At 69.8% G+C, this 24651-nt stretch carries 22 protein-coding genes; 19 read left to right on the forward strand and 3 right to left on the reverse strand.

Annotated features, from left to right (window positions below; all coding sequences use genetic code 11):
- Positions 1–99: 99 nt before the first annotated feature.
- Positions 100–2298 carry an elongation factor G-like protein EF-G2 gene (locus tag ACFQ6S_RS35050; RefSeq protein WP_383418753.1) on the reverse strand — a complete coding sequence of 733 codons (2199 nt, stop codon included), beginning with the start codon at positions 2296–2298 and terminating at the stop codon, positions 100–102.
- A gap of 279 nt (positions 2299–2577) precedes the next feature.
- Between ACFQ6S_RS35050 and pgsA the strand changes: the two genes are divergently transcribed.
- The 15 genes from pgsA to ACFQ6S_RS35125 all read left to right on the forward strand — a co-directional run bounded on the left by pgsA (position 2578) and on the right by ACFQ6S_RS35125 (position 17955).
- Entirely contained in the window at positions 2578–3267 is a 690-nt protein-coding gene (gene pgsA, locus ACFQ6S_RS35055; protein WP_383418755.1) for a phosphatidylinositol phosphate synthase, read from the forward strand.
- Positions 3264–4190 carry a phosphatidylinositol mannoside acyltransferase gene (locus ACFQ6S_RS35060; RefSeq protein WP_383418757.1) on the forward strand — a complete coding sequence of 309 codons (927 nt, stop codon included), beginning with the start codon at positions 3264–3266 and terminating at the stop codon, positions 4188–4190. The genes pgsA and ACFQ6S_RS35060 overlap by 4 nt, the downstream gene beginning before the upstream one ends.
- Positions 4187–5368, forward strand: coding sequence for a glycosyltransferase family 4 protein (locus ACFQ6S_RS35065; protein ID WP_383418759.1), 1182 nt, complete (start codon positions 4187–4189; stop codon positions 5366–5368). The genes ACFQ6S_RS35060 and ACFQ6S_RS35065 overlap by 4 nt, the downstream gene beginning before the upstream one ends.
- Before the next feature lie 89 nt (positions 5369–5457).
- Complete coding sequence (locus ACFQ6S_RS35070) at positions 5458–6000, forward strand: hypothetical protein (protein WP_383418761.1); 543 nt, start codon at positions 5458–5460, stop codon at positions 5998–6000.
- Positions 6001–6128: 128 nt separating this feature from the next.
- On the forward strand, positions 6129–7034 hold the full coding sequence (gene pdxS, locus ACFQ6S_RS35075; protein ID WP_383418763.1) for a pyridoxal 5'-phosphate synthase lyase subunit PdxS: 906 nt from the start codon (positions 6129–6131) through the stop codon (positions 7032–7034).
- A 12-nt stretch (positions 7035–7046) separates the two neighbouring features.
- The gene (gene pdxT / locus ACFQ6S_RS35080) at positions 7047–7655 is read left to right on the forward strand and encodes a pyridoxal 5'-phosphate synthase glutaminase subunit PdxT (protein ID WP_383418765.1); all 609 of its coding nucleotides are present in this window, start codon (positions 7047–7049) and stop codon (positions 7653–7655) included.
- Positions 7656–7704: 49 nt separating this feature from the next.
- Positions 7705–8457: a YebC/PmpR family DNA-binding transcriptional regulator gene (locus ACFQ6S_RS35085; protein WP_383418767.1), complete on the forward strand. Its 753-nt coding sequence runs from the start codon at positions 7705–7707 to the stop codon at positions 8455–8457.
- Between the two features lie 138 nt (positions 8458–8595).
- Entirely contained in the window at positions 8596–9135 is a 540-nt protein-coding gene (ruvC, locus tag ACFQ6S_RS35090; RefSeq protein WP_383418769.1) for a crossover junction endodeoxyribonuclease RuvC, read from the forward strand.
- A complete protein-coding gene (ruvA, locus tag ACFQ6S_RS35095) occupies positions 9132–9737 on the forward strand; it encodes a Holliday junction branch migration protein RuvA (protein WP_383418771.1) in 606 nt (201 codons plus the stop codon). The genes ruvC and ruvA overlap by 4 nt, the downstream gene beginning before the upstream one ends.
- A gap of 58 nt (positions 9738–9795) precedes the next feature.
- Positions 9796–10866 carry a Holliday junction branch migration DNA helicase RuvB gene (ruvB, locus tag ACFQ6S_RS35100; RefSeq protein WP_383418773.1) on the forward strand — a complete coding sequence of 357 codons (1071 nt, stop codon included), beginning with the start codon at positions 9796–9798 and terminating at the stop codon, positions 10864–10866.
- 175 nt (positions 10867–11041) lie between these two features.
- Positions 11042–11542 (forward strand): preprotein translocase subunit YajC, encoded by a 501-nt coding sequence (yajC, locus tag ACFQ6S_RS35105; RefSeq protein WP_383418775.1) that lies wholly within the window; start codon positions 11042–11044, stop codon positions 11540–11542.
- Between the two features lie 132 nt (positions 11543–11674).
- The gene (secD, locus tag ACFQ6S_RS35110) at positions 11675–13426 is read left to right on the forward strand and encodes a protein translocase subunit SecD (protein ID WP_383418777.1); all 1752 of its coding nucleotides are present in this window, start codon (positions 11675–11677) and stop codon (positions 13424–13426) included.
- A gap of 1 nt (position 13427) precedes the next feature.
- Complete coding sequence (gene secF / locus ACFQ6S_RS35115) at positions 13428–14552, forward strand: protein translocase subunit SecF (protein ID WP_383418779.1); 1125 nt, start codon at positions 13428–13430, stop codon at positions 14550–14552.
- Entirely contained in the window at positions 14549–15088 is a 540-nt protein-coding gene (locus tag ACFQ6S_RS35120; RefSeq protein ID WP_383418781.1) for an adenine phosphoribosyltransferase, read from the forward strand. Before secF ends, ACFQ6S_RS35120 begins: the two co-directional genes overlap by 4 nt.
- A gap of 347 nt (positions 15089–15435) precedes the next feature.
- On the forward strand, positions 15436–17955 hold the full coding sequence (locus ACFQ6S_RS35125; RefSeq protein WP_383418783.1) for a RelA/SpoT family protein: 2520 nt from the start codon (positions 15436–15438) through the stop codon (positions 17953–17955).
- A gap of 76 nt (positions 17956–18031) precedes the next feature.
- Here the strand turns inward: ACFQ6S_RS35125 and ACFQ6S_RS35130 are convergent, their stop codons facing one another.
- Both ACFQ6S_RS35130 and ACFQ6S_RS35135 read right to left on the reverse strand, forming a co-directional pair.
- Positions 18032–19261 (reverse strand): DUF349 domain-containing protein, encoded by a 1230-nt coding sequence (locus ACFQ6S_RS35130; RefSeq protein ID WP_383418785.1) that lies wholly within the window; start codon positions 19259–19261, stop codon positions 18032–18034.
- Between the two features lie 135 nt (positions 19262–19396).
- Positions 19397–20218: a peptidylprolyl isomerase gene (locus ACFQ6S_RS35135; protein ID WP_383418787.1), complete on the reverse strand. Its 822-nt coding sequence runs from the start codon at positions 20216–20218 to the stop codon at positions 19397–19399.
- A gap of 180 nt (positions 20219–20398) precedes the next feature.
- Between ACFQ6S_RS35135 and ACFQ6S_RS35140 the strand changes: the two genes are divergently transcribed.
- From ACFQ6S_RS35140 to ACFQ6S_RS35155, 4 genes are all read left to right on the forward strand, one after another.
- A complete protein-coding gene (locus ACFQ6S_RS35140) occupies positions 20399–21109 on the forward strand; it encodes an MBL fold metallo-hydrolase (RefSeq protein ID WP_383418789.1) in 711 nt (236 codons plus the stop codon).
- An 11-nt stretch (positions 21110–21120) separates the two neighbouring features.
- Positions 21121–22383: a histidine--tRNA ligase gene (gene hisS, locus ACFQ6S_RS35145; protein ID WP_383418791.1), complete on the forward strand. Its 1263-nt coding sequence runs from the start codon at positions 21121–21123 to the stop codon at positions 22381–22383.
- A gap of 186 nt (positions 22384–22569) precedes the next feature.
- Positions 22570–23229 carry a vitamin K epoxide reductase family protein gene (locus tag ACFQ6S_RS35150; RefSeq protein WP_383418793.1) on the forward strand — a complete coding sequence of 220 codons (660 nt, stop codon included), beginning with the start codon at positions 22570–22572 and terminating at the stop codon, positions 23227–23229.
- 44 nt (positions 23230–23273) lie between these two features.
- On the forward strand, positions 23274–24629 hold the full coding sequence (locus ACFQ6S_RS35155; RefSeq protein ID WP_383418795.1) for a replication-associated recombination protein A: 1356 nt from the start codon (positions 23274–23276) through the stop codon (positions 24627–24629).
- Positions 24630–24651: the final 22 nt, after the last annotated feature.

Here is a 24651-nt window from a genome sequence, read left to right on the forward strand (position 1 = left end):
TCGGCGGACGGCCGAAGCCGCCCGCCGACGCGGAGGGGAGCGTTCCACAAGGGCGCTCAGGAGCGCCCTCCGGGGCCACTTGGTGGCGCCGGGCGCCAACTACGAGGCGTCGCGCGCCTCTTCACGAACCCTTTCGGCAATCTGCGCCGGCATCGGTTCGTGCCGCGCGTACGCCCGGTCGAAGCGCGCGGTGCCGTGCGACAGCGACCGCAGATCGACGGCGTACCGTCCGATCTCGATCTCGGGTACCTCCGCCTTGATGAGGGTCCGGCCGCCGTTGGTCTGTTCGGTGCCGAGGACGCGGCCGCGCCGTCCGGACAGGTCGCTCATCACGGCTCCGACGAAGTCGTCGCCGACGAGCACCGACACCTCGGCCACCGGTTCCAGCAGATGGATCTTCGCGTCGGCCGCCGCCTCCCGCAGCGCGAGCGCGCCGGCCGTCTGGAACGCGGCGTCGGAGGAGTCCACCGAGTGCGCCTTGCCGTCGAGCAGCGTGATCCGGATGTCGACGAGCGGATGGCCCGCGGCCACTCCCTTCGCGGCCTGGGCCCGCACGCCCTTCTCGACCGACGGGATGAACTGCCGGGGCACCGCGCCGCCGACCACCTTGTCCACGAACTCGATGCCCGAGCCGCCGGGCAGCGGCTCCACCTCGATCTCGCAGATGGCGTACTGCCCGTGGCCACCGGACTGCTTCACATGCCGGCCCCGGCCCGCCGACTTGTCCGCGAACGTCTCCCGCAGCGAGACCCGGTGCGGCACGACGTCGACCTGGACGCCGTAGCGACTGCGCAGCCGTTCCAGGGCGACGTCCGCGTGCGCCTCGCCCAGCGCCCACAGCACGACCTGGTGGGTCGACTGGTTCTGTTCCAGGCGCATGGTCGGGTCCTCGGCGACCAGCCGGGACAGGCCCTGCGACAGCTTGTCCTCGTCCGCCTTGCTGTGCGCCTGGATGGCGAGCGGCAGCAGCGGATCCGGCATCTGCCAGGGCTCCATCAGCAGCGGGTCGTCCTTGGCCGACAGCGTGTCGCCGGTCTCCGCGCGGCTCAGCTTCGCCACGCACGCCAGATCGCCGGCGATGCAGTGGCTGAGCACGCGCTGCTGCTTGCCGAAGGGCGCGGACAGGGCGCCGATCCGCTCGTCGACGTCGTGGTCCTCGTGTCCGCGGTCGGCCAGCCCGTGCCCGGAGACGTGCACGGTCTCGTCGGGGCGCAGGGTGCCGGAGAACACGCGCACCAGCGACACCCGGCCGACGTACGGGTCGGACGCCGTCTTCACGACCTCCGCGACCAGCGGCCCGTTCGGATCGCACAGCTTCAGCTCGCGTGCCTTGCCGTCCACCGTGGTGACCTGGGGTGCCTCGCGCTCCAGCGGGGTCGGGAAGCCCCCCGTGATCAGCTCCAGCACCTCGACCGTGCCGAGGCCCTGCCGGGCCCCGTCGGTGGCGGGGGCGGCGGCCAGGACCGGGAAGAACGTGCCGCGCGCCACGGCCCGCTCCAGGTCCTCGATCAGTGTCCTGACGTCGATCTGCTCGCCGCCGAGATAGCGGTCCATGAGGGTCTCGTCCTCGCTCTCCGCGATGATCCCCTCGATCAGCCGGTTACGGGCCTCCTCGATCTCGGGCAGCTGGTCCTCGCCCGGCTCGGACTCCTTGCGCTCCCCGGTGGAGTACTCGAACAACTTCTGCGACAGCAGCCCGATCAGACCGGTCACGGGCGCGTGCCCGTCCGGGCCCTGTGGGCCGTGCAGCGGCAGATACAGCGGGAGCACCGCGTCGGGGTCGTCCCCGTCGAAGGCCTCCGCGCAGATCCGCGTCATCTCCTCGTAGTCGGCCCGCGCGGACTCCAGGTGCGTGACGACGATCGCGCGCGGCATGCCGACGGCCGCGCACTCCTCCCACACCATGCGGGTCGAGCCGTCCACGCCGTCCGAGGCGGAGACGACGAAAAGGGCCGCGTCCGCGGCTCGCAGACCGGCCCTGAGTTCCCCGACGAAGTCGGCGTATCCGGGGGTGTCCAGAAGGTTGACCTTGATGCCGTCCCATTCGACCGGCACCAGGGAGAGCTGCACCGAGCGTTGCTGCCGGTGCTCGATCTCGTCGTAGTCGGATACCGTGCCGCCGTCCTCGACACGGCCCGCCCGGTTCACCGCCCCCGCGGTGAGCGCGAGGGCTTCCACCAACGTGGTCTTGCCCGATCCGGAGTGGCCGACCAGCACCACATTCCGTACGGACGCGGGGTGGTCGGCCGCTGTAGCCCTGCCGGCGGCTCCGGGGTGTGCATTCGCCTTGTCGCCCATGATCCTGCCTCCCGTGCACGGTGAGGTCACTGTGGGCGCGGACATACCGTTCCGCGTGCGATGGCGGCTCCGGTGACGCCCGCGGTCCTTCGAGCTTTCCACTCCCGTCACGGTGCGTCCATACGGCGGACGTGATCGCGCCATCCGACGGCGGCGGACCGGGTCGCCGGCCCCGTGTACGAGTGCCCGGCGGTCGCACTCACGCGCGCCTGGCTACGATGGGCCAGCCGGTGTGGCCAGCAGGGGCCGCACGGCGCCACACCGACCCTCGGGAAGGCCATGCTGAACAAGTACGCGCGTGCGTTCTTCACGCGTGTTCTCACGCCGTTCGCCGCGTTTCTGATCCGGCGGGGGGTCAGCCCCGACACCGTCACGCTCATCGGTACGGCCGGTGTGGTCGCGGGCGCGCTGGTCTTCTACCCCATGGGTGAGTTCTTCTGGGGCACGGTCGTGATCACGCTCTTCGTGTTCTCCGACCTCGTCGACGGCAACATGGCCCGCCAGCTCGGCCGCTCCAGCCGCTGGGGCGCCTTCCTGGACTCCACGCTCGACCGGGTGGCCGACGGCGCCATCTTCGGCGGCTTCATCCTCTGGTACGCCGGTGACGGCGACGATCTCGTGCTGTGCGCGGTGTCGATCTTCTGCCTGGCCAGCGGCCAGGTGGTGTCGTACACCAAGGCCCGCGGGGAGTCCATCGGCCTGCCGGTCGCGGTCAACGGCCTGGTCGAGCGCGCCGAGCGCCTCGTGATCTCGCTGGTCGCGGCCGGATTCGCGGGCCTGCACAAGTTCGGGGTGCCCGGCATCCAGTACCTGCTGCCCGTCGCCCTGTGGATCGTCGCCGTCGGCAGCCTCGTCACGCTCATCCAGCGCGTCGTCACGGTCCGCCGCGAGTCCGCGGAGGCGGAGGCCGAGGCCGCCGCGCAGGACAAGCCGCAGAACGCCTCCCACGGGAGCGAGGCGGCCAAGTGAGTGCCCAGGAGCGGCTCACGGACACGCTGTACGGGCTCGGCTGGGGCACCGTCAAGAAGCTCCCCGAGCCGGTCGCCGTACGGCTCGGCCGCACCATCGCCGACCTCGCCTGGAAGCAGCGGGGCAAGGGCGTCAAGCGGCTGGAGAGCAACTACGCGCGAGTGGTGCCCGACGCGAGCCCCGAGCGCCTCGCCGAGCTCTCGCGCGCGGGCATGCGCTCGTACCTGCGCTACTGGATGGAGTCCTTCCGGCTGCCCGCCTGGAGCCCCGAGCGCATAAGGAACGGCTTCGAACCCAAGGACGTCCACTACCTGACCGACGGCCTCGCCTCCGACCAGGGCGTCATCCTCGCCCTGCCGCACCTGGGCAACTGGGATCTCGCGGGCGCCTGGGTCACCACCAAACTTCAGACGCCGTTCACGACGGTCGCCGAGCGCCTCAAGCCCGAGACGCTCTACGACCGCTTCGTCGCCTACCGCGAGGGCCTCGGCATGGAGGTCCTGCCGCACAGCGGCGGCACCGCCTTCGGCACGCTCGCCCGCAGGCTGCGCGACGGCGGCCTGGTCTGCCTGGTCTCCGACCGCGATCTGTCCGCCTCCGGTGTCGAGGTGGACTTCTTCGGCGCCACGGCCCGCATGCCCGCGGGACCGGCGCTCCTCGCCCAGCAGACGGGGGCGCTCCTGCTGCCCGTCACGCTCTGGTACGACGACTCCCCGGTCATGCAGGGCCGAGTCCATCCCCCGATCGAGGTACCCGAGTCAGGTACCCGGACCGAGAAGACGTCTGTGATGACACAGGCGCTGGCCGATGCCTTCGCCTCGGGGATCGCCGAACATCCGGAGGACTGGCACATGCTCCAGCGCTTGTGGCTCGCCGACCTGGAACCACGACCGGCCGACGACCCCTCCGGGGAGCGTCCGTGAAGATCGGGATCGTCTGCCCGTACTCCTGGGACGTGCCGGGCGGCGTCCAGTTCCACATCCGCGACCTCGCCGAGTACTTCATCCGGCTCGGCCACGAGGTGTCCGTCCTCGCCCCCGCCGACGACGACACCCCGCTCCCGCCCTATGTCGTCTCGGCGGGCCGCGCGGTGCCGGTGCCGTACAACGGCTCGGTGGCCCGTCTGAACTTCGGTTTCCTCTCGGCGGCCCGGGTGCGCCGCTGGCTGCACGACGGCCGGTTCGACGTCATCCACATCCACGAGCCGACGTCGCCGTCCCTCGGCCTGCTGGCCTGCTGGGCCGCGCAGGGCCCCATCGTGGCCACCTTCCACACCTCCAACCCCCGCTCGCGGGCGATGATCGCGGCGTACGCGATCCTCCAGGCGGCCCTGGAGAAGATCAGCGCGCGCATCGCGGTCAGCGAGTACGCCCGCCGCACGCTGGTGGAACACCTGGGCGGCGACGCGGTCGTCATCCCCAACGGCGTCGACGTCGACTTCTTCGCCAAGGCCGAGCCCAACGCCGAATGGCAGGGCGACACGATCGGCTTCATCGGCCGTATCGACGAACCCCGCAAGGGCCTGCCGGTCCTGATGCGGGCCCTGCCGAAGATCCTCGCCGCCCGGCCGCAGACCAGGCTGCTGGTGGCCGGCCGGGGCGACGAGGAGGAGGCGGTGGAGTCCCTGCCCGCCGAGCTCCGTTCCCGCGTCGAGTTCCTCGGCATGATCAGCGACGAGGACAAGGCCAGTTTCCTGCGCAGCGTCGACCTGTACGTCGCGCCCAACACCGGCGGCGAGAGCTTCGGGATCATCCTGGTCGAGGCGATGTCGGCGGGCGCCCCGGTCCTCGCCTCGGACCTCGACGCCTTCGCCCAGGTCCTGGACCGGGGCGCGGCCGGCGAACTCTTCACCAACGAGGACGCGGACGCCCTCGCCGAGGCGGCCGTACGCCTGCTGGAGGACCCGGTCCGCCTGGCGGAGCTGGGCGGACGGGGGAGCGCGCACGTACGCCGCTTCGACTGGTCGACCGTCGGCGCGGACATCCTGTCGGTGTACGAGACCGTGACGGACGGTACGACGGCCGTGGCGGTGGCGGCCGACGAGCGGACCGGGGGCGGCGGCAGCGGGCTGCGGGCGAGGCTGGGACTGGCCCGGGACTGACGGCCCTTCAGCCACCGGTCGCACGCTGACCACGGCACGGGCGGACCGAACGGTTCACCGGGCGGAGCGCACCCGTAGGCTTGCCCGCCGTGACCGCAACTCTCATCTGGATCCTCGTAGCCCTCGTCGTCATCGGCCTCTACCTGAGCTGGACCGCGGGCCGTCTCGACCGGCTGCACGCCAGGATCGACGCGGCGCGCGCCGCGCTCGACGCGCAGTTGTTGCGCCGCGCCTCGGTGGCCCAGGAGCTGGCCACCTCCGGTGTGCTGGATCCGGCCGCGTCGATCGTGCTGTACGAGTCCGCCCATGCCGCCCGGCAGGCCGAGGAGGAGCAGCGGGAGGTCGCCGAGAGCGAGCTCAGTCAGGCGCTGCGGGCCGTGTTCGCCGAGTCCCAGCAGGTGGAGGCGGTACGGGAGGCGCCCGGGGGCGAGGAGGCGGCCCGTGAGCTGACCGAGGCGGTCCGCCGGGTACCGATGGCCCGCCGGTTCCACAACGACGCCGTAGGGGCGGCCAGGGCGCTGCGCAGGCATCGCAAGGTCCGCCTGTTCCGGCTGGCCGGGCACGCGCCGTTCCCGATGGCCTTCGAGATGGACGACGAGCCGCCGACGGCCCTCGCCGAAAGAGCCGCCTGACCGGCGCGTTCGCACTCGCGGGCCGGAAAAGGATCCACCGCCTGACCATTGGCCCTTGCAGTGGACTGGTCCATTCACGTTTCCTCGGTGCCTGCAGTAAACCCTCTTTTCACCGAGCGAGGTCACCCGTGTCCATCTCCGAAAACCAGGCTCCCGAGGTCGGTACCGCCCGCGTGAAGCGCGGCATGGCCGAGCAGCTCAAGGGCGGCGTGATCATGGACGTCGTCACGCCGGAGCAGGCGAAGATCGCCGAGGACGCGGGCGCCGTCGCCGTCATGGCCCTGGAGCGGGTCCCCGCCGACATCCGCAAGGACGGCGGTGTGGCCCGGATGTCCGACCCGGACATGATCGAGGGCATCATCGACGCCGTCTCCATCCCGGTCATGGCCAAGTCCCGCATCGGCCACTTCGTCGAGGCGCAGGTCCTGCAGTCCCTCGGCGTCGACTACATCGACGAGTCCGAGGTCCTCACCCCGGCCGACGAGGTCAACCACAGCGACAAGTTCGCCTTCACGACCCCGTTCGTCTGTGGCGCCACCAACCTGGGCGAGGCGCTGCGCCGCATCGCCGAGGGCGCGGCCATGATCCGCTCCAAGGGCGAGGCCGGCACCGGCAACGTCGTCGAGGCCGTCCGCCACCTGCGCCAGATCAAGAACGAGATCGCCAAGCTGCGCGGCTTCGACAACAACGAGCTGTACGCCGCCGCCAAGGATCTGCGCGCCCCGTACGAGCTGGTCAAGGAAGTCTCCGAGCTCGGCAAGCTCCCGGTGGTGCTGTTCTCCGCCGGTGGCGTGGCCACCCCGGCCGACGCCGCACTGATGCGCCAGCTCGGCGCCGAGGGCGTCTTCGTCGGCTCCGGCATCTTCAAGTCCGGCGACCCGGCCAAGCGCGCCGCCGCCATCGTGAAGGCGACGACCTTCTACGACGACCCGAAGATCATCGCGGACGCGTCCCGCAACCTCGGCGAGGCCATGGTCGGCATCAACTGCGACACCCTCCCCGAGACCGAGCGCTACGCCAACCGCGGCTGGTAAGGCACTGCATCCATGAGCGACACCCCCGTCATAGGCGTCCTGGCCCTCCAGGGCGACGTACGGGAGCACCTCATCGCCCTGGCCGCGGCAGACGTCGTGGCCAGGCCGGTGCGGCGCCCCGAGGAGCTCGCCGAGGTGGACGGTCTGGTCATCCCCGGTGGTGAGTCCACGACCATCTCCAAGCTGGCCGTCCTCTTCGGAGTGATGGAGCCGCTGCGCGCGCGTGTGCGGGGCGGCCTGCCCGTCTACGGCACCTGCGCCGGCATGATCATGCTCGCCGACAAGATCCTCGACCCGCGCTCGGGCCAGGAGACGATCGGCGGCATCGACATGATCGTGCGCCGCAACGCCTTCGGGCGGCAGAACGAGTCCTTCGAAGCGGCGGTCGACGTGAAGGGCGTCCCGGGGGATCCTGTGGAAGGCGTCTTCATCCGCGCCCCCTGGGTCGAGTCCGTGGGCGCCGAGGCCGAGGTGCTCGCCGAGCACGACGGCCACATCGTGGCGGTCCGCCAAGGCAACGCGCTGGCCACGTCGTTCCATCCGGAACTGACCGGCGACCACCGTGTGCACGCCCTGTTCGTCGACATGGTGCGCACCAAGCGGACGGCGGAGTCCTTGTAGGATCTCTGGCGTTCGTTGTTTGGATGGGTTACGCGAAGGAGACAGGCAGATGTCCGGCCACTCTAAATGGGCTACGACGAAGCACAAGAAGGCCGTGATCGACGCCAAGCGCGGCAAGCTCTTCGCGAAGCTGATCAAGAACATCGAGGTCGCGGCCCGCATGGGTGGCGTTGACATCGAGGGCAACCCGACACTGTACGACGCCATCCAGAAGGCGAAGAAGCAGTCCGTTCCGAACAAGAACATCGACTCCGCGGTCAAGCGTGGCGGCGGCCTCGAGGCCGGTGGCGCCGACTACGAGACGATCATGTACGAGGGCTACGGCCCGAACGGCGTCGCCGTGCTCATCGAGTGCCTGACGGACAACCGCAACCGCGCCGCCTCCGACGTCCGCGTCGCCATGACCCGCAACGGCGGCAACATGGCCGACCCGGGCTCGGTGTCCTACATGTTCAGCCGCAAGGGCGTCGTCATCGTCCCCAAGGGCGAGCTGGCCGAGGACGACGTCCTGGGCGCCGTCCTGGACGCGGGCGCCGAAGAGGTCAACGACCTCGGCGAGTCCTTCGAGGTCATCAGCGAGGCCACCGACATGGTCGCGGTCCGCACCGCCCTCCAGGAGGCCGGCATCGACTACGACTCCGCCGACTCCAGCTTCGTGCCGTCCGTCCAGGTCGAGCTCGACGAGGAGGGCGCCAAGAAGATCTTCAAGCTGATCGACGCGCTCGAGGACAGCGACGACGTGCAGAACGTCTTCGCCAACTTCGACGTCAGCGACGAGATCATGGAGAAGGTCGACGCGTAGCGCCGCCGCGAGCTGCACGGGCTCAACGGGCCGACGGGGCATCCCCGTCGGCCCGTCGCTTTGCCGGGAGTTGCTGCCCGGCGTTGTCGGTGGCACCGGATAGCCTGCACAAACAGGCGAGCGAAGGAGGGGCGCGGGGTGCGCGTACTGGGGGTGGACCCGGGGCTGACGCGATGCGGTGTCGGCGTGGTGGAAGGCGTCGCCGGACGCCCGCTCACCATGCTCGGTGTCGGCGTCGTCCGCACGCCCGCGGACGCCGAGTTGGGACACCGCCTCGTCGCCATCGAGCAGGGCATCGAGCAGTGGCTGGACGAGCACCAGCCCGAATTCGTCGCCGTGGAGCGGGTGTTCAGCCAGCACAACGTCCGTACGGTGATGGGCACCGCCCAGGCCAGCGCCGTCGCCATGCTCTGCGCCGCCCGCCGCGGCATCCCCGTCGCGCTGCACACCCCCAGCGAGGTCAAGGCCGCCGTCACCGGCAGCGGCCGCGCCGACAAGGCACAGGTCGGCGCCATGGTCACCCGCCTGCTGCGGCTCAGCACCCCGCCCAAGCCGGCCGACGCCGCCGACGCCCTCGCGCTCGCCATCTGTCACATCTGGCGCGCCCCCGCGCAGAACCGACTCCAGCAGGCCGTCGCCCTGCACACCGCCAAAGCACCGAAAGGCCGTACGGCATGATCGCCTTCGTCAGCGGCACAGTGGCCGCACTCGCTCCGGACGCCGCGGTCGTCGAGGTGGGCGGGGTCGGCATGGCCGTCCAGTGCACGCCGAACACGCTGTCCACCCTGCGCCTCGGCCAGCCCGCCAAGCTGCACACCTCGCTGGTGGTCCGCGAGGACTCCCTCACGCTGTACGGCTTCCCGGACGACGACGAACGTCAGACGTTCGAGCTGCTCCAGACCGCGAGCGGGGTCGGCCCGCGCCTGGCCCAGGCGATGCTGGCGGTGCACTCGCCCGACGCTCTGCGCCGAGCCGTCGCGACCGCCGACGAAAAGTCGCTCACCGCCGTCCCCGGCATCGGCAAGAAGGGCGCCCAGAAGCTGCTCCTGGAGCTGAGGGACCGCCTGGGCGAGCCCATCGGCGCGCCTGCCGTGGGCGCCCCGGTGACCCAGGGCTGGCGCGACCAGCTGCACGCCGCGCTGATCGGCCTCGGTTACGCGACCCGCGAGGCCGACGAGGCGGTCGCCGCCGTGACGCCGCAGGCCGAGGCCGTCGAGGGCGCCCCGCAGGTGGGCCAACTGCTGAAGGCGGCTCTGCAGACCCTGAACAGAGCCCGCTGACCCACGGGCCCGACGCCACCCTCGTACGCCACCCACCGCGACCCCCGAGGCACACTCCATGAACTGGGACGACACCACCGACAGCACCGCCCCCGAGCGGCTCGTCGGTGCGTCCGCCGACCGTGAGGACCAGGCCGTCGAGGCCGCGCTGCGCCCGAAGGACCTGGGCGAGTTCATCGGTCAGGAGCGGGTCCGCGAACAGCTGGACCTGGTCCTGCGCGCCGCACGCGCGCGCGGTGCCACCGCGGACCATGTGCTGCTCTCCGGCGCCCCCGGCCTGGGCAAGACCACCCTCTCGATGATCATCGCGGCCGAGATGGGCGCCCCGATCCGCATCACCAGCGGCCCCGCCATCCAGCACGCAGGCGACCTCGCCGCGATCCTCTCCTCCCTCCAGGAGGGCGAGGTCCTCTTCCTCGACGAGATCCACCGCATGTCCCGGCCCGCCGAGGAGATGCTGTACATGGCGATGGAGGACTTCCGCGTCGACGTGATCGTCGGCAAGGGCCCCGGCGCCACCGCCATCCCGCTCGAACTGCCCCCGTTCACCCTGGTCGGCGCCACCACGCGCGCGGGCCTGCTGCCGCCCCCGCTGCGCGACCGTTTCGGCTTCACCGCGCACATGGAGTTCTACGAGCCCGCCGAGCTGGAGCGCGTCATCCACCGCTCGGCCAACCTGCTCGACGTCGAGATCGAGGCCGACGGCGCCGCCGAGATCGCCGGTCGCTCCCGCGGCACGCCCCGTATCGCCAACCGTCTGCTGCGCCGCGTCCGCGACTACGCCCAGGTCAAGGCCGACGGGATCATCACCCAGGACATCGCCGGGGCCGCCCTCGCGGTGTACGAGGTCGACGTCCGCGGCCTCGACCGGCTCGACCGCGCCGTCCTGGAGGCCCTGCTCAAGCTGTTCGGCGGTGGCCCCGTCGGCCTGTCCACGCTCGCGGTGGCGGTGGGGGAGGAGCGCGAGACGGTCGAGGAGGTCGCCGAACCCTTCCTCGTCAGGGAGGGCCTGCTCGCCCGCACGCCGCGCGGACGCGTCGCCACTCCCGCCGCGTGGGCGCATGTCGGCCTCACCCCGCCCGGCACGTCAGCTGCTGGAAACGGACAACAGGACCTGTTCGGGGCGTGATGGAACGGTGACGGCGAGCTTGGTGGCCGGACGAGGAACCCCGGTGCCATGCTGAGCGTTGTTCCATGCGCGGAGACTCGCTTAGACTCCGCCGATGCCGCCTTTGTCGACGGCAGACAATCCCCCAACCATCAGGCCGCTCACCATCGCGGTCGTGTGAAGGAAGTTCCGACCCGTGAGTCTCGTGACCCTCCTCCCGTTCATCGTGCTCATCGGGGCCATGTTCCTGATGACCCGGTCGGCCAAGAAGAAGCAGCAGCAGGCCGCCAACATGCGGAACCAGATGCAGCCCGGATCCGGTGTCCGCACCATCGGTGGCATGTACGGCACCGTCAAGGAGGTCAGCGACGACACCGTCCTTGTTGACGCCGGGCCGGGCGTGGAGCTCCTCTTCGCCAAGAACGCGATCGGTGCCGTCCTCTCCGACGACGAGTACAACCGCATCGTGCACGGCATCGAGCACGACCTGAAGTCCGACGTCGTTCCGGACGACGCCTCCTCCCTCACCGCGACCGACGAGCCCGACGCTGCCGCCGCCTCCGACGAGAAGGCCGTCGACCTCGGTAAGAAGGACGAGGACGAAGAGGCCGCGGAGCCGTCCGACGCCCCCGTGGCCGCCGAGGCGAAGGCCGACGACGAGTCGAAGAAGACCGACGGCGACTCCGACGCGAAGTAGCCATGTTCCCGGGCGCGCAGGTCACGCCTGCGCGCCCCCGGGCATGCCGACTTCGCACGGGATTCCGACACCATGTCATGGCCGCCCGCCCGTGGACCCGGAGTGAGGCGGCCCGAGAGGGAGTACGAGAAGGTGGCAGCACCTAAGAAGGGCCGGAGCGCGAGCGCCCAGAGCAAGCCAGGGCGCTCGCTGGCCCTCATCCTGATCGCCATCGCGGCGCTCACCGGCGGGATGTTCGCCTCGGGGCACACCACTCCGCGACTCGGCATCGACCTGGCAGGCGGCACGAGCATCACGCTTCGCGCGGTCGCCGAGCCCGGCCAGGAATCCGCGATCAACAAGACCAACATGGACACCGCGGTCGAGATCATGGAACGCCGTGTCAATGGTCTGGGTGTCTCGGAGTCCGAGGTACAGACCCAGGGCGACAAGAACATCATCGTCAACATCCCCAAGGGCACCAACTCCAAGGAAGCCCGGGACCAGGTCGGCACCACCGCCAAGCTCTACTTCCGGCCGGTCCTGCAGCGCGAGGCCGCCGCCGGCGAGGCGACGCCCACCCCGAGCACCAGCCCCAGCGGGAGCGGCTCCCCGAGCGCGTCCACCACCGACAAGGCCAAGGACGCCGCAACGTCCGGCTCCGGCACCCCGTCGGCCACCGCCACCTCGCAGGGCCGCGCCGTCACCGACGCGCTGAAGGCGGACGCCACGCCGTCCGCGAGCGGCAGCCCCGAAGCCTCCGGCAGCCCCACGCCGTCCAGCACCGCCGGCTCCTCGTCGAGCGAGCTGGAGAAGCAGTACGCGGCACTCAACTGCGCCGACCCGAAGCAGCGCGCCACCGCCGGCCAGGGAGCCAAGCAGGGCGAGCCCACCATCGCCTGTGGCCAGGACGGCAAGGCGTGGAGCAAGTTCCTGCTGGGCCCGGTCGACGTCGACGGCACCGAGATCAAGAAGGCCCAGGCGACCTTCGACACCCAGGGCGCCGCGGGCTGGCAGGTCGACATGACCTTCAACTCGGCCGGTGCCAAGAAGTTCGCCGCCACCACCGCCAATCTGGCGAAGCAGACCACCCCGCAGAACGAGTTCGCGATCGTTCTGGACGACGAGGTCGTCTCCCACCCGTTCGTCCAGGGCGCCATCAGCGGCGGTAAGGCGCAGATCTCCGGCAGCTTCACCCAGGAGGAGGCCCAGAGCCTCGCCAACATGCTGTCGTACGGCGCCCTGCCGCTGTCCTTCGAGGAGGACAGCGTCACCACGGTGACCGCCGCGCTCGGCGGTGAGCAGCTGCACGCCGGTCTGATCGCCGGCGCGATCGGCCTCGGCCTGGTCGTGATCTACCTGCTGGTCTACTACCGCGGGCTGTCGCTGATCGCCCTGCTGTCGCTGCTGGTCTCCGCGGCCCTGACCTACACGATCATGTCGCTGCTCGGCCCGACCATCGGCTTCGCGCTGAACCTGCCGGCCGTCTGCGGTGCCATCGTCGCCATCGGCATCACAGCGGACTCGTTCATCGTGTACTTCGAACGCGTCCGAGACGAGATCCGCGAGGGACGCTCGCTGCGCCCCGCCGTGGAGCGGGCCTGGCCGCGTGCCCGGCGCACCATCCTGGTCTCCGACTTCGTGTCGTTCCTCGCCGCCGCGGTGCTCTTCATCGTCACCGTCGGCAAGGTCCAGGGCTTCGCGTTCACGCTCGGCCTGACCACCCTGCTCGACGTGGTGGTCGTGTTCCTGTTCACCAAGCCGCTGCTGACGCTCCTGGCGCGCACCAAGTTCTTCTCGAGCGGTCACCCGTGGTCCGGCCTCGATCCCAAGCGACTGGGAGCCAAGCCGCCGCTGCGCCGCAACCGCCGTCCCTCCGCCCCCGTCGAGACGAAGGAGGCGTGAGATGTCGAAGCTCGGCAACCTCGGCGCCCGACTGCACCGTGGCGAGGTCGGCTACGACTTCGTCGGCAACCGCAAGATCTGGTACGGCCTCTCGATCCTGATCACCATCACGGCCATCGTCGGCCTGGCGGTGCGCGGCCTGAACATGGGCATCGAGTTCCAGGGCGGAGCCGTCTTCAACACCCCGAAGACCAGCGTCTCGGTCTCGCAGGCGCAGGAGTACGCGGAAGAGGCGTCCGGCCACGACGCGATCGTCCAGAAGCTCGGCAGCGGCGACAACGCCAAGCTGCGCATCCAGGTCTCGGGCATCGACACCAACCAGGCCGACAAGGTCTCGGCGGAGCTGGCCGAGAAGCTGGGCGTCAACGAGAGCGACGTCACCGGCGAGCTGGTCGGCCCCAGCTGGGGTGAGCAGATCGCCAACAAGGCCTGGCAGGGTCTCGGGATCTTCCTGGTCCTTGTGGTGATCTATCTGGCGATCGCGTTCGAGTGGCGCATGGCGCTCGCCGCGTTCGTCGCGCTGATCCACGACATCACCATCACGGTCGGCATCTACGCCCTCGTGGGCTTCGAGGTCACGCCGGGTACGGTGATCGGTCTGCTGACCATCCTCGGTTATTCGCTCTATGACACGGTCGTCGTCTTCGACAGCCTCAAGGAGCAGACGAAGGACATCACCAAGCAGACGCGCTGGACCTACAGCGACATCGCCAACCGTTCGATCAACAGCACCCTGGTCCGCTCCATCAACACCACGGTGGTGGCGCTGCTGCCGGTGGGGGGCCTGCTGTTCATCGGTGGCGGCTTCCTCGGCGCCGGCATGCTCAACGACATCTCGCTGTCGCTGTTCGTGGGTCTCGCCGCCGGTGCGTACTCCTCGATCTTCATCGCCACGCCGCTCGTCGCCGACCTCAAGGAGCGCGAGCCGCAGATGAAGGCCCTGAAGAAGCGCGTGCTCGCCAAGCGGGCCCAGGCCGCAGCGAAGGGCGAGTCCCCGGAGGCTCCGGCCACCGACGAGTCGCCCGACGACGACCCGGAGGACGCCGCCCCCGCGGTCGTCGGCCCCCGCAACCAGCCCGCCTCCCGCAACCGCGGCCGCGGCCGTCCCTCGGGGAAGCGTCGATGACCGAGATCAGGGAGCTCCTGCTCAGCCGGATCCGTGATGTGGCGGACTACCCGGAGCCGGGGGTGATGTTCAAGGACATCACCCCGCTCCTGGCGGACCCGGCCGCCTTCACGGCGCTCACCGACGCGCTGGCGGAGATCGCCGGGAGCACCGGCGCCACGAAGATCGTCGGCCTGGAGGCCCGGGGCTTCATCCTCGGCGCTCCGGTCGCCGTCCGCGCGGGCGTCGGCTTCATCCCCGTACGCAAGGCGGGCAAGCTCCCCGGGGCGACCCTCAGCCAGGCGTACGACCTGGAGTACGGCTCCGCCGAGATCGAGGTCCACGCCGAGGACCTGACCGCCGACGACCGGGTCCTCGTCATCGACGACGTCCTGGCGACCGGCGGCACCGCGGAGGCCTCCATCCAGCTGATCCGCCGGGCCGGCGCCGAGGTGGCGGGCCTCGCCGTCCTGATGGAGCTGGGCTTCCTCGGCGGCCGAGCCCGTCTGGAGCCGGCCCTGGCCGGGGCCCCGCTGGAGTCGCTGCTCACGGTCTGAGCGACCGGCCCTTTCGCCGCAAGTGATGCCGCGCGCCCGCAGTCGAGGGCGCGCGGCATTCGCGTATGCAGAGCGAGGTAGGCCCCATGGCTCAAAACCGGTGCCGCGAGCCGGCCCGAAAAGATCCGGCGCGAGGACGTACGCAAGCCCCACGACAGCCACGGGAAACACTCACGCCACCCGCAGGACACGGCCCGGAGGGCCCGACGGAATCCGGCGGCAGTCCCTCGTGTTTCTCCGGTAGACGGCCCTCACATCGGCCTGAAGGCGATCCTGAGCCGCAGGATCGCTACCATGGGGTCTCCGGAGCCTGACCGGGGGACCCGGATCGCGCACGAGGAGTCCTCTTGCCAGACGAGGCCCAGCACCTGACCGCCGCCAAGCCCGAGTCCGCCTCGGCCCCCGCGGCGAAGCCCGCGCCGAGCGCGCCGCACGCGAAGAACGACACGCGCGGGACGGTCGAGCATGCCCAGTCGGCGCCCGTCGACAAGCCGGCCGAGCCGCCTCGTCCCAAGCCCGCCTCGTCCACGCCTGCCGTGCGTCCGAACACGGGCCAGCCCGCACGCACCGGCTCCTCCAACCGCGTCCGCGCCCGTCTCGCCCGCCTCGGAGTCCAGCGGTCCAACGCGTACAACCCGGTCCTGGAACCGCTGCTGCGCATAGTCCGCAGCAACGACCCGAAGATCGAGACCGCCACGCTCCGCCAGATCGAGAAGGCCTACCAGGTCGCCGAACGCTGGCACCGCGGCCAGAAGCGCAAGAGCGGCGACCCGTACATCACGCACCCGCTGGCGGTCACCACCATCCTCGCCGAGCTGGGTATGGATCCGGCCACCCTGATGGCGGGCCTGCTGCACGACACCGTCGAGGACACCGAGTACGGCCTCGACCAGCTCCGCCGCGACTTCGGCGACTCCGTCGCGCTGCTCGTCGACGGCGTGACCAAACTGGACAAGGTCAAGTTCGGCGAGGCCGCGCAGGCCGAGACCGTGCGCAAGATGGTCGTCGCCATGGCCAAGGACCCGCGCGTCCTGGTCATCAAGCTCGCCGACCGCCTGCACAACATGCGCACCATGCGTTACCTCAAGCGCGAGAAGCAGGAGAAGAAGGCGCGCGAGACGCTGGAGATCTACGCGCCGCTCGCCCATCGCCTCGGCATGAACACCATCAAGTGGGAACTGGAGGACCTCGCCTTCGCGATCCTCTACCCCAAGATGTACGACGAGATCGTACGGCTGGTGGCCGAGCGGGCACCGAAGCGTGACGAGTATCTGGCCATAGTGACCGACGAGGTCCAGCAGGACCTGCGCGCCGCCCGCATCAAGGCGACCGTCACCGGCCGCCCGAAGCACTACTACAGCGTCTACCAGAAGATGATCGTCCGCGGCCGTGACTTCGCGGAGATCTACGACCTGGTGGGCATCCGCGTCCTCGTGGACACCGTCCGCGACTGCTACGCCGCCCTCGGCACCGTGCACGCGCGATGGAACCCGGTCCCCGGCCGGTTCAAGGACTACATCGCGATGCCCAAGTTCAACATGTACCAGTCGCTGCACACGACGGTCATCGGCCCCAACGGCAAGCCGGTCGAGCTCCAGATCCGCACGTTCGACATGCACCGCCGCGCCGAGTACGGCATCGCCGCGCACTGGAAGTACAAGCAGGAGGCCGTCGCCGGCGCCTCCAAGGTGCGTTCGGACGCACCGAAGAGCACCGGCAAGGACGACCATCTCAACGACATGGCGTGGCTGCGCCAGCTCCTCGACTGGCAGAAGGAGACCGAGGACCCCGGGGAGTTCCTGGAGTCCCTGCGCTTCGACCTGTCGCGCAACGAGGTCTTCGTCTTCACCCCCAAGGGCGACGTCATAGCGCTGCCGGCCGGCGCCACACCCGTGGACTTCTCGTACGCGGTGCACACCGAGGTGGGCCACCGCACCATAGGAGCCCGGGTCAACGGACGCCTCGTGCCGCTGGAATCGACGCTGGACAACGGCGACCTCGTGGAGGTCTTCACGTCCAAGGCACCCGGGGCCGGACCGTCCCGGGACTGGCTGAACTTCGTGAAGTCGCCGCGCGCCCGCAACAAGATCCGTGCGTGGTTCTCCAAGGAGCGCCGCGACGAGGCCATCGAGCAGGGCAAGGACGCCATCGTCCGCGCGATGCGCAAGCAGAACCTGCCGATCCAGCGCATCCTGACCGGTGACTCGCTGGTCACGCTCGCGCACGAGATGCGCTACGCGGACATCTCGGCGCTGTACGCGGCGATCGGCGAGGGCCATGTCTCCGCGCAGAACATCGTGCAGAAACTGGTCCAGGCCCTCGGCGGCGAGGAAGCCGCCACGGAGGAGATCGACGAGACGGTCCCGCCGGCCCACGGCCGCCGCCGCAAGCGCCGCTCCAATGCCGACCCCGGCGTCATCGTCAAGGGCGTCGAGGACGTGTGGGTCAAGCTGGCCCGCTGCTGTACGCCGGTGCCCGGCGACCCGATCATCGGCTTCGTCACGCGTGGTAGCGGAGTATCGGTTCACCGCAGCGACTGTGTGAACGTGGAGTCACTGTCCCGCGAGCCCGAGCGCATCCTCGAGGTCGAGTGGGCGCCCACCCAGTCCTCGGTCTTCCTGGTCGCCATCCAGGTCGAGGCACTGGACCGCTCCCGGCTCCTGTCGGACGTCACCCGCGTCCTGTCCGACCAGCACGTCAACATCCTCTCCGCGGCCGTCCAGACCTCCCGCGACCGCGTCGCCACCTCCCGCTTCACCTTCGAGATGGGCGACCCGAAGCACCTCGGGCACGTCCTGAAGGCGGTCCGGGGAGTGGAGGGCGTGTACGACGTGTACCGCGTGACGTCGGCGCGCAGCCGGTCGTAGAGAAGCCGTACGACGACGAGAAGGGCCCCGCACCGTGAGGTGCGGGGCCCTTCTCGTCGTCGTGTCGAACCGCCTGTCAGCCGCCGAACTCGTGCAGGCCCTTCAGAGCCTGGTCCAGCAGTGCCTGGCGGCCCTCGAGCTCACGCTCCAGCTTGTCGGCCTTCGCGTTGTTGCCCTGGGCGCGTGCCTGGTCGATCTGGCCCCGCAGCTTGTCCACGGCGGCCTGGAGCTGACCGGTCAGCCCCTCGGCACGCGCGCGTGCCTCCGGGTTGGTGCGGCGCCACTCGGACTCCTCGGCGTCCTGCAGAGCCCGCTCGACGGCGTGCATCCGGCCCTCGACCTTCGGGCGGGCGTCGCGCGGCACATGGCCGATGGCCTCCCAGCGCTCGTTGATCGAGCGGAAGGCGGCACGCGTGCCCTTCAGGTCGCCGATCGGCAGGAGCTTCTCGGCCTCCTCGGCCAGCTCCTCCTTCAGCTTCAGGTTCTCGGACTGCTCGGCGTCACGCTCGGCGAAGACCGAGCTGCGGGCGGCGAAGAAGACGTCCTGGGCGCCGCGGAAGCGGTTCCACAGGTCGTCCTCGTGCTCCCGCTGGGCGCGCCCGGCCGCCTTCCACTCCGACATCAGCTCGCGGTAGCGCGCCGCCGTCAGACCCCAGTCGGTGGAACCGGACAGCGACTCGGCCTCGGCGACCAGTCGCTCCTTGATCTTGCGTGCCTCCTCGCGCTGCGCGTCCAGCTGCGCGAAGTGCGCCTTGCGGCGCTTGGAGAACGCCGACCGGGCGTGCGAGAAGCGGTGCCACAGCTCGTCGTCCGACTTGCGGTCGAGGCGCGGCAGGCCCTTCCAGGTGTCCACCAGGGCACGCAGCCGCTCACCGGCCGCCCGCCACTGGTCGGACTGCGCCAGCTCCTCCGCCTCGGTGACCAGCGCCTCCTTGGAGTGGCGTGCCTCGTCGGACTGCTTCGCCCGCTGCTGCTTGCGCTCCTCACGGCGCTTGCCGACCGTCTCGACCAGCTTGTCCAGCCGGACCTTCAGGGCACCCAGATCGCCGACCGCGTGATGGGCGTCGACCTGCTCACGAATGTGGTCGATGGCGGTCTGGGCGTCCTTCGCCGACAGGTCGGTGGTCTTCACTCGCTTCTCGAGGAGGCCGATCTCGACAACCAGGCCTTCGTACTTGCGCTCGAAATAGGCCAGCGCCTCTTCAGGAGTGCCTGCCTGCCAAGAACCGACAACCTGCTCGCCGTCGGCCGTACGCACGTACACGGTCCCCGTCTCGTCGACGCGGCCCCACGGGTCGCTGCTCACAGCGCCTCCTCCACATGATGCCTGCGAGGGGCTTGTGTTCCCCCGGGCATCGTCCACAGTTTCGTCACGGCCAACATAGGCGACCGGCGGGTTGCCTGTCCGCATCCCGCGCGACCGAAATTTCGCAGTTGGAGGTCAGGAATTCGTGACCGTCGCCTTGTTGATGACCACCGTCGCGTTGGGTGCCCCGTCGCCCTGGCCGGTGCTCTCGCCGGCCTCGGCAATCTTCTTGAGTACCTTCATGCCGGATTCGGAAACGGTGCCGAACGGTGTGTAGCTGGGCGGAAGCTGACTGTCCTGGTAGACCAGGAAGAACTGGCTCCCGCCGGAGTGCTTCTGCCCGGTGTTCGCCATCGCCACGGTGCCGGCCGGGTAGATGTTGTCCTTGAGGCTTTTGTCCTTCAGGTTCTCGTCCGGAATCGTGTATCCGGGACCGCCCGTGCCGGCGCCCGTCGGGTCGCCGCACTGGAGCACGTAGATGCCGTTGGTGGTGAGCCGGTGGCACTTGGTGTGGTCGAAGTAGCCCTTGCCGGCGAGGAACTCGAACGAGTTCACCGTGTGCGGAGCGGCCGACGCCTTCAGGGCGATGTCTATGTCACCGCACGTCGTCGCGAGCTTCATCGTGTACTTCGCCGACTTGTCGACGGTCAGCTCCGGCTCCTTCTTCCAGGTGGCCGTCTTGACCTTGCCCTCGGCAGGCTTCTCGCACGGGTCCGGGGCCTTGCTGGGGGTCGCGCTCGGCGTGACCTCCGCGCCCGCGTTCTCCTTGCTGTCGTCGTCGCCCTTGAGGACGCCGGTGGTGTACAGCGCGAGGCTGCCGATGACGACCACCCCGAGCACCGACGCGATCACCGAGTTGCGCATGCGCGACTTGCGCCGGGCGGACGTGCGCCGCTGCTGCTGCCGCAAGAACTTCTCCCGGGCGAGCTGACGCCGCCGCTGTTCCTGGCTGACCACCGGGTTCTCTCCTCATGCGTCGTATGTGTCGACCGGTACGCGTGTGTTCAGCGAGTCGACCGCCTGTGTGTGCCCCGTACCGTATATGGGTTCGCTGAGGAATCGGCAGCGCCGGTAGGCTCTGACGTCAGGCGGAGTCCGCCGACAAACCACTCGTGTCGACACAAACGAAGGACGATCGTGCTCATTGCCGGGTTCCCCGCCGGGGCCTGGGGGACGAACTGTTATCTCGTCGCCCCCGCCGCCGGTGAGGAGTGCGTGATCATCGACCCGGGCCACGAGGCGGCCCCAGGAGTCGAGGAAGCACTGAAGAAGCATCGGCTCAAGCCCGTCGCCGTCGTCCTCACCCATGGCCACCTCGACCATGTGGCCTCGGTCGTCCCGGTGTGCGGCGCTCACGACGTACCGGCCTGGATCCACCCCGAGGACCGGTACATGATGAGCGACCCCGAGAAGGCGCTCGGCCGCTCCATCGGCATGCAGCTGATGGGCGAGCTGACCATCGGGGAGCCGGACGACGTCAAGGAGCTGACCGACGGCGCCAAGCTGGAGCTGGCCGGCCTGGAGTTGACCGTCGCGCACGCGCCGGGCCATACCAAGGGGTCGGTGACCTTCGGCATGCCCGAGGCGGCGGACATCCCGCCGGTCTTCTTCTCGGGCGACCTGCTGTTCGCCGGCTCCATCGGACGCACCGACCTGCCCGGCGGTGACATGGCCGAGATCCTCGACTCGCTGGCCCGCGTGTGCCTGCCGCTCGACGACTCGACCGTGGTGCTGTCCGGCCACGGCCCCCAGACGACCATCGGCCAGGAGCGCGCCACCAACCCGTACTTGCGGCAGGTGGCCGCCGGCCTGGGAGCGAATGTCGACGCTCCCCGACGAGGAATGTGACGAGACCTTCCGTGAGCACCTTCAAGGCCCCCAAGGGCACGTACGACCTGATCCCGCCGGAGTCCGCCAAGTACCTGGCGGTCCGTGAGGCGATCGCCGCCCCGCTGCGCAACTCCGGCTACGGCTACATCGAGACGCCCGGCTTCGAGAGCGTCGAGCTGTTCGCACGCGGCGTGGGCGAGTCCACCGACATCGTGACCAAGGAGATGTACGCCTTCGAGACCAAGGGCGGCGACAAGCTCGCCCTGCGACCCGAGGGCACGGCCTCGGTCCTGCGCGCGGCCCTGGAGGCCAACCTGCACAAGGCGGGCAACCTTCCGGTCAAGCTCTGGTACTCGGGCTCGTACTACCGCTACGAGCGCCCCCAGAAGGGCCGTTACAGGCACTTCTCGCAGGTCGGCGCGGAGGCGATCGGCGCCGAGGACCCCGCGCTGGACGCCGAGTTGATCATCCTGGCCGACCAGGCCTACCGCTCGCTCGGCCTCAGCGACTTCCGGATCCTGCTCAACAGCCTGGGCGACAAGGAGTGCCGCCCGGTGTACCGAGCGGCGCTTCAGGACTTCCTGCGCGGCCTGGACCTGGACGAGGACACCCTTCGCCGCTCGGAGATCAACCCGCTGCGGGTCCTCGACGACAAGCGCGAGTCGGTCCAGAAGCAGCTGACCGGTGCCCCGCTCCTGCGCGACTACCTGTGCGACGCCTGCAAGGCGTACCACGAGGAGGTCCGTGAGCTGATCACGGCCGCCGGCGTCGCCTTCGAGGACGACCCGAAGCTGGTGCGCGGCCTGGACTACTACACGCGTACGACCTTCGAGTTCGTCCACGACGGTCTGGGCTCCCAGTCCGCGGTGGGCGGCGGCGGCCGTTACGACGGGCTGTCCGAGATGATCGGCGGCCCCGCTCTGCCGTCCGTCGGCTGGGCGCTCGGCGTCGACCGCACGGTGCTCGCCCTGGAGGCGGAGGGCGTGGAGCTCCAACTCCCGTCGTCCACCAGCGTGTTCGCGGTGCCGCTCGGCGAGGAGGCCCGCCGGGTGCTGTTCGCCAAGGTGACCGAACTGCGCAAGGTCGGTATCGCGGCGGACTTCTCCTACGGCGCCAAGGGCCTCAAGGGCGCCATGAAGAACGCCAACCGCAGCGGCGCCCGCTACACGATCGTCGCCGGTGAACGCGACCTCGCCGAGGGCGTCGTACAGCTCAAGGACATGGAGTCCGGCGAGCAGGCGGCCATCGGCGTCAACGAGATCGTCGCGGAACTGGAAGCTCGTCTGGGCTGATTTCCGCGGGAGGGCGGGGACCGGCGGGTCCCCGCCCTCATCCGTTCCGTTGCTGTCTTGAACCGAGTGTTTTCCCGTGATTGCGCGTATTTCCTTATGCGCAGCGAACGGTGGGCACGCGTGCGTGTACGGCACAATGTGCCGTGTCCGGAGAAATTCCAAGTCTCAAGTGACGGAATCGGCGTGATGAGCAAGACGACAGTCAAAGACGTCTCCACCGAGCCCGAATCGGCGCGCGCCGAGGCGCCGCCGCAATCGGTGGGCGCGAGCCGTGCGTTCGCTCTGCTGATGGTGATCACGGGCGCGGCCGGACTGCTCGCCGCGTGGGTCATCACGATCGACAAGTTCAAGATTCTCGAGGCGAAGGTCGCGGGGGAGACGTTCACGCCCGGCTGCAGCCTCAACCCGATCGTGTCCTGCGGCAGCATCATGGAGAGCAAGCAGGCGGCCGCCTTCGGGTTCCCCAACCCCATGCTCGGCCTCGTCTGCTACGGCATCGTCATCTGCGTCGGCATGAGCCTGCTCACCCGCGCCCGCTTCCCGCGCTGGTACTGGCTGACCTTCAACTTCGGCACCCTCTTCGGTGTCCTCTTCTGCACCTGGTTGATGTTCCAGTCGCTGTACCGCATCAACGCGCTGTGCCTGTGGTGCTCCCTGGCCTGGGCCGCGACGATCACCATGTTCTGGTACGTGACCTCCTTCAACGTCCGCAACGGCTTCCTGCCCGCCCCGCGCCCGCTGAAGAACTTCCTCGCCGAGTTCACCTGGGTACTCCCGGTGACGCACTGCGGCGTGATCGTGATGCTGATCCTGACCCGCTGGGGCAGCCAGCTCTGGGCCGCCTGACCCGCTCCGGCCCGATGTCAGTGGCGTGACTTAGGGTTTTCCACGTGGAGCCCGACCTGTTCACCGCCGCAGCAGAAGAACGCCAGGAGAAAGACCCCGCGGGGAGTCCCCTGGCGGTGCGCATGCGCCCGCGCATCCTCGATGAGGTCGTGGGCCAGCAGCACCTGCTGAAGCCCGGCTCACCCCTGCGCAGACTGGTCGGCGAGGGCGCCAAGGGCCCCGCCGGCCCGTCGTCGGTGATCCTCTGGGGCCCGCCCGGCACCGGCAAGACCACCCTGGCGTACGTCGTCTCCAAGGCCACCAACAAGCGCTTCGTCGAGCTCTCCGCGATCACCGCCGGCGTCAAGGAGGTCCGCGCGGTCATCGACGGCGCCCGCCGCGCCACCGGCGGCTACGGCAAGGAGACCGTCCTCTTCCTCGACGAGATCCACCGCTTCAGCAAGGCCCAGCAGGACTCCCTCCTCCCGGCCGTCGAGAACCGCTGGGTGACCCTGATCGCGGCGACCACCGAGAACCCGTACTTCTCGATCATCTCCCCGCTGCTGTCCCGCTCCCTCCTGCTCACCCTCGAACCCCTCACGGACGACGACGTCAGAGGACTGCTGCGGCGGGCGCTCAGCGACGAGCGCGGTCTGAAGGACGCCGTCGGCCTCCCCGAGGACACCGAGGCGCACCTGCTGCGGATCGCCGGCGGCGACGCCCGCCGCGCCCTGACCGCCCTGGAAGCCGCCGCGGGGGCCGCCCTGGACCAGGGCGAGAGCGAGATCAGCCTGCAGACGCTGGAGCAGACCGTCGACCGCGCGGCGGTGAAGTACGACCGCGACGGCGACCAGCACTACGACGTCGCCAGCGCCCTCATCAAGTCCATCCGCGGCTCCGACGTCGACGCCGCCCTGCACTATCTGGCCCGGATGATCGAGGCCGGCGAGGACCCCCGTTTCATCGCCCGCCGCCTGATGATCTCCGCCAGCGAGGACATCGGCCTCGCCGATCCGAACGCCCTGCCGATCGCCGTCGCCGCCGCCCAGGCCGTCGCCATGATCGGCTTCCCCGAGGCCGCCCTCACCCTCAGCCACGCCACCATCGCCCTCGCGCTGGCCCCCAAGTCCAACTCCGCGACCACCGCCATCGGCGCCGCCCTGGACGACGTACGCAAGGGACGGGCGGGCTCTGTCCCACCGCACCTGCGCGACGGGCACTACAAGGGCGCCGCCAAGCTCGGGCATGCGCAGGGCTATGTGTATCCGCACGACCTGCCGGAGGGCATCGCCGAGCAGCAGTACGCCCCTGACGCGCTCAAGGACAGCGAGTACTACACCCCGACCCGGCACGGCGCGGAGGCGCGGTACGCGGACGCCGTGGAATGGACCAGGAAGCACCTCGGTCGCAAGCGGTCCTGAGCACCCTGTAAACTTCCCCGAA

Origin of the sequence: Streptomyces sp. NPDC056479 (genome assembly GCF_042795335.1) — a bacterium.
GTDB lineage: Bacteria > Actinomycetota > Actinomycetes > Streptomycetales > Streptomycetaceae > Streptomyces.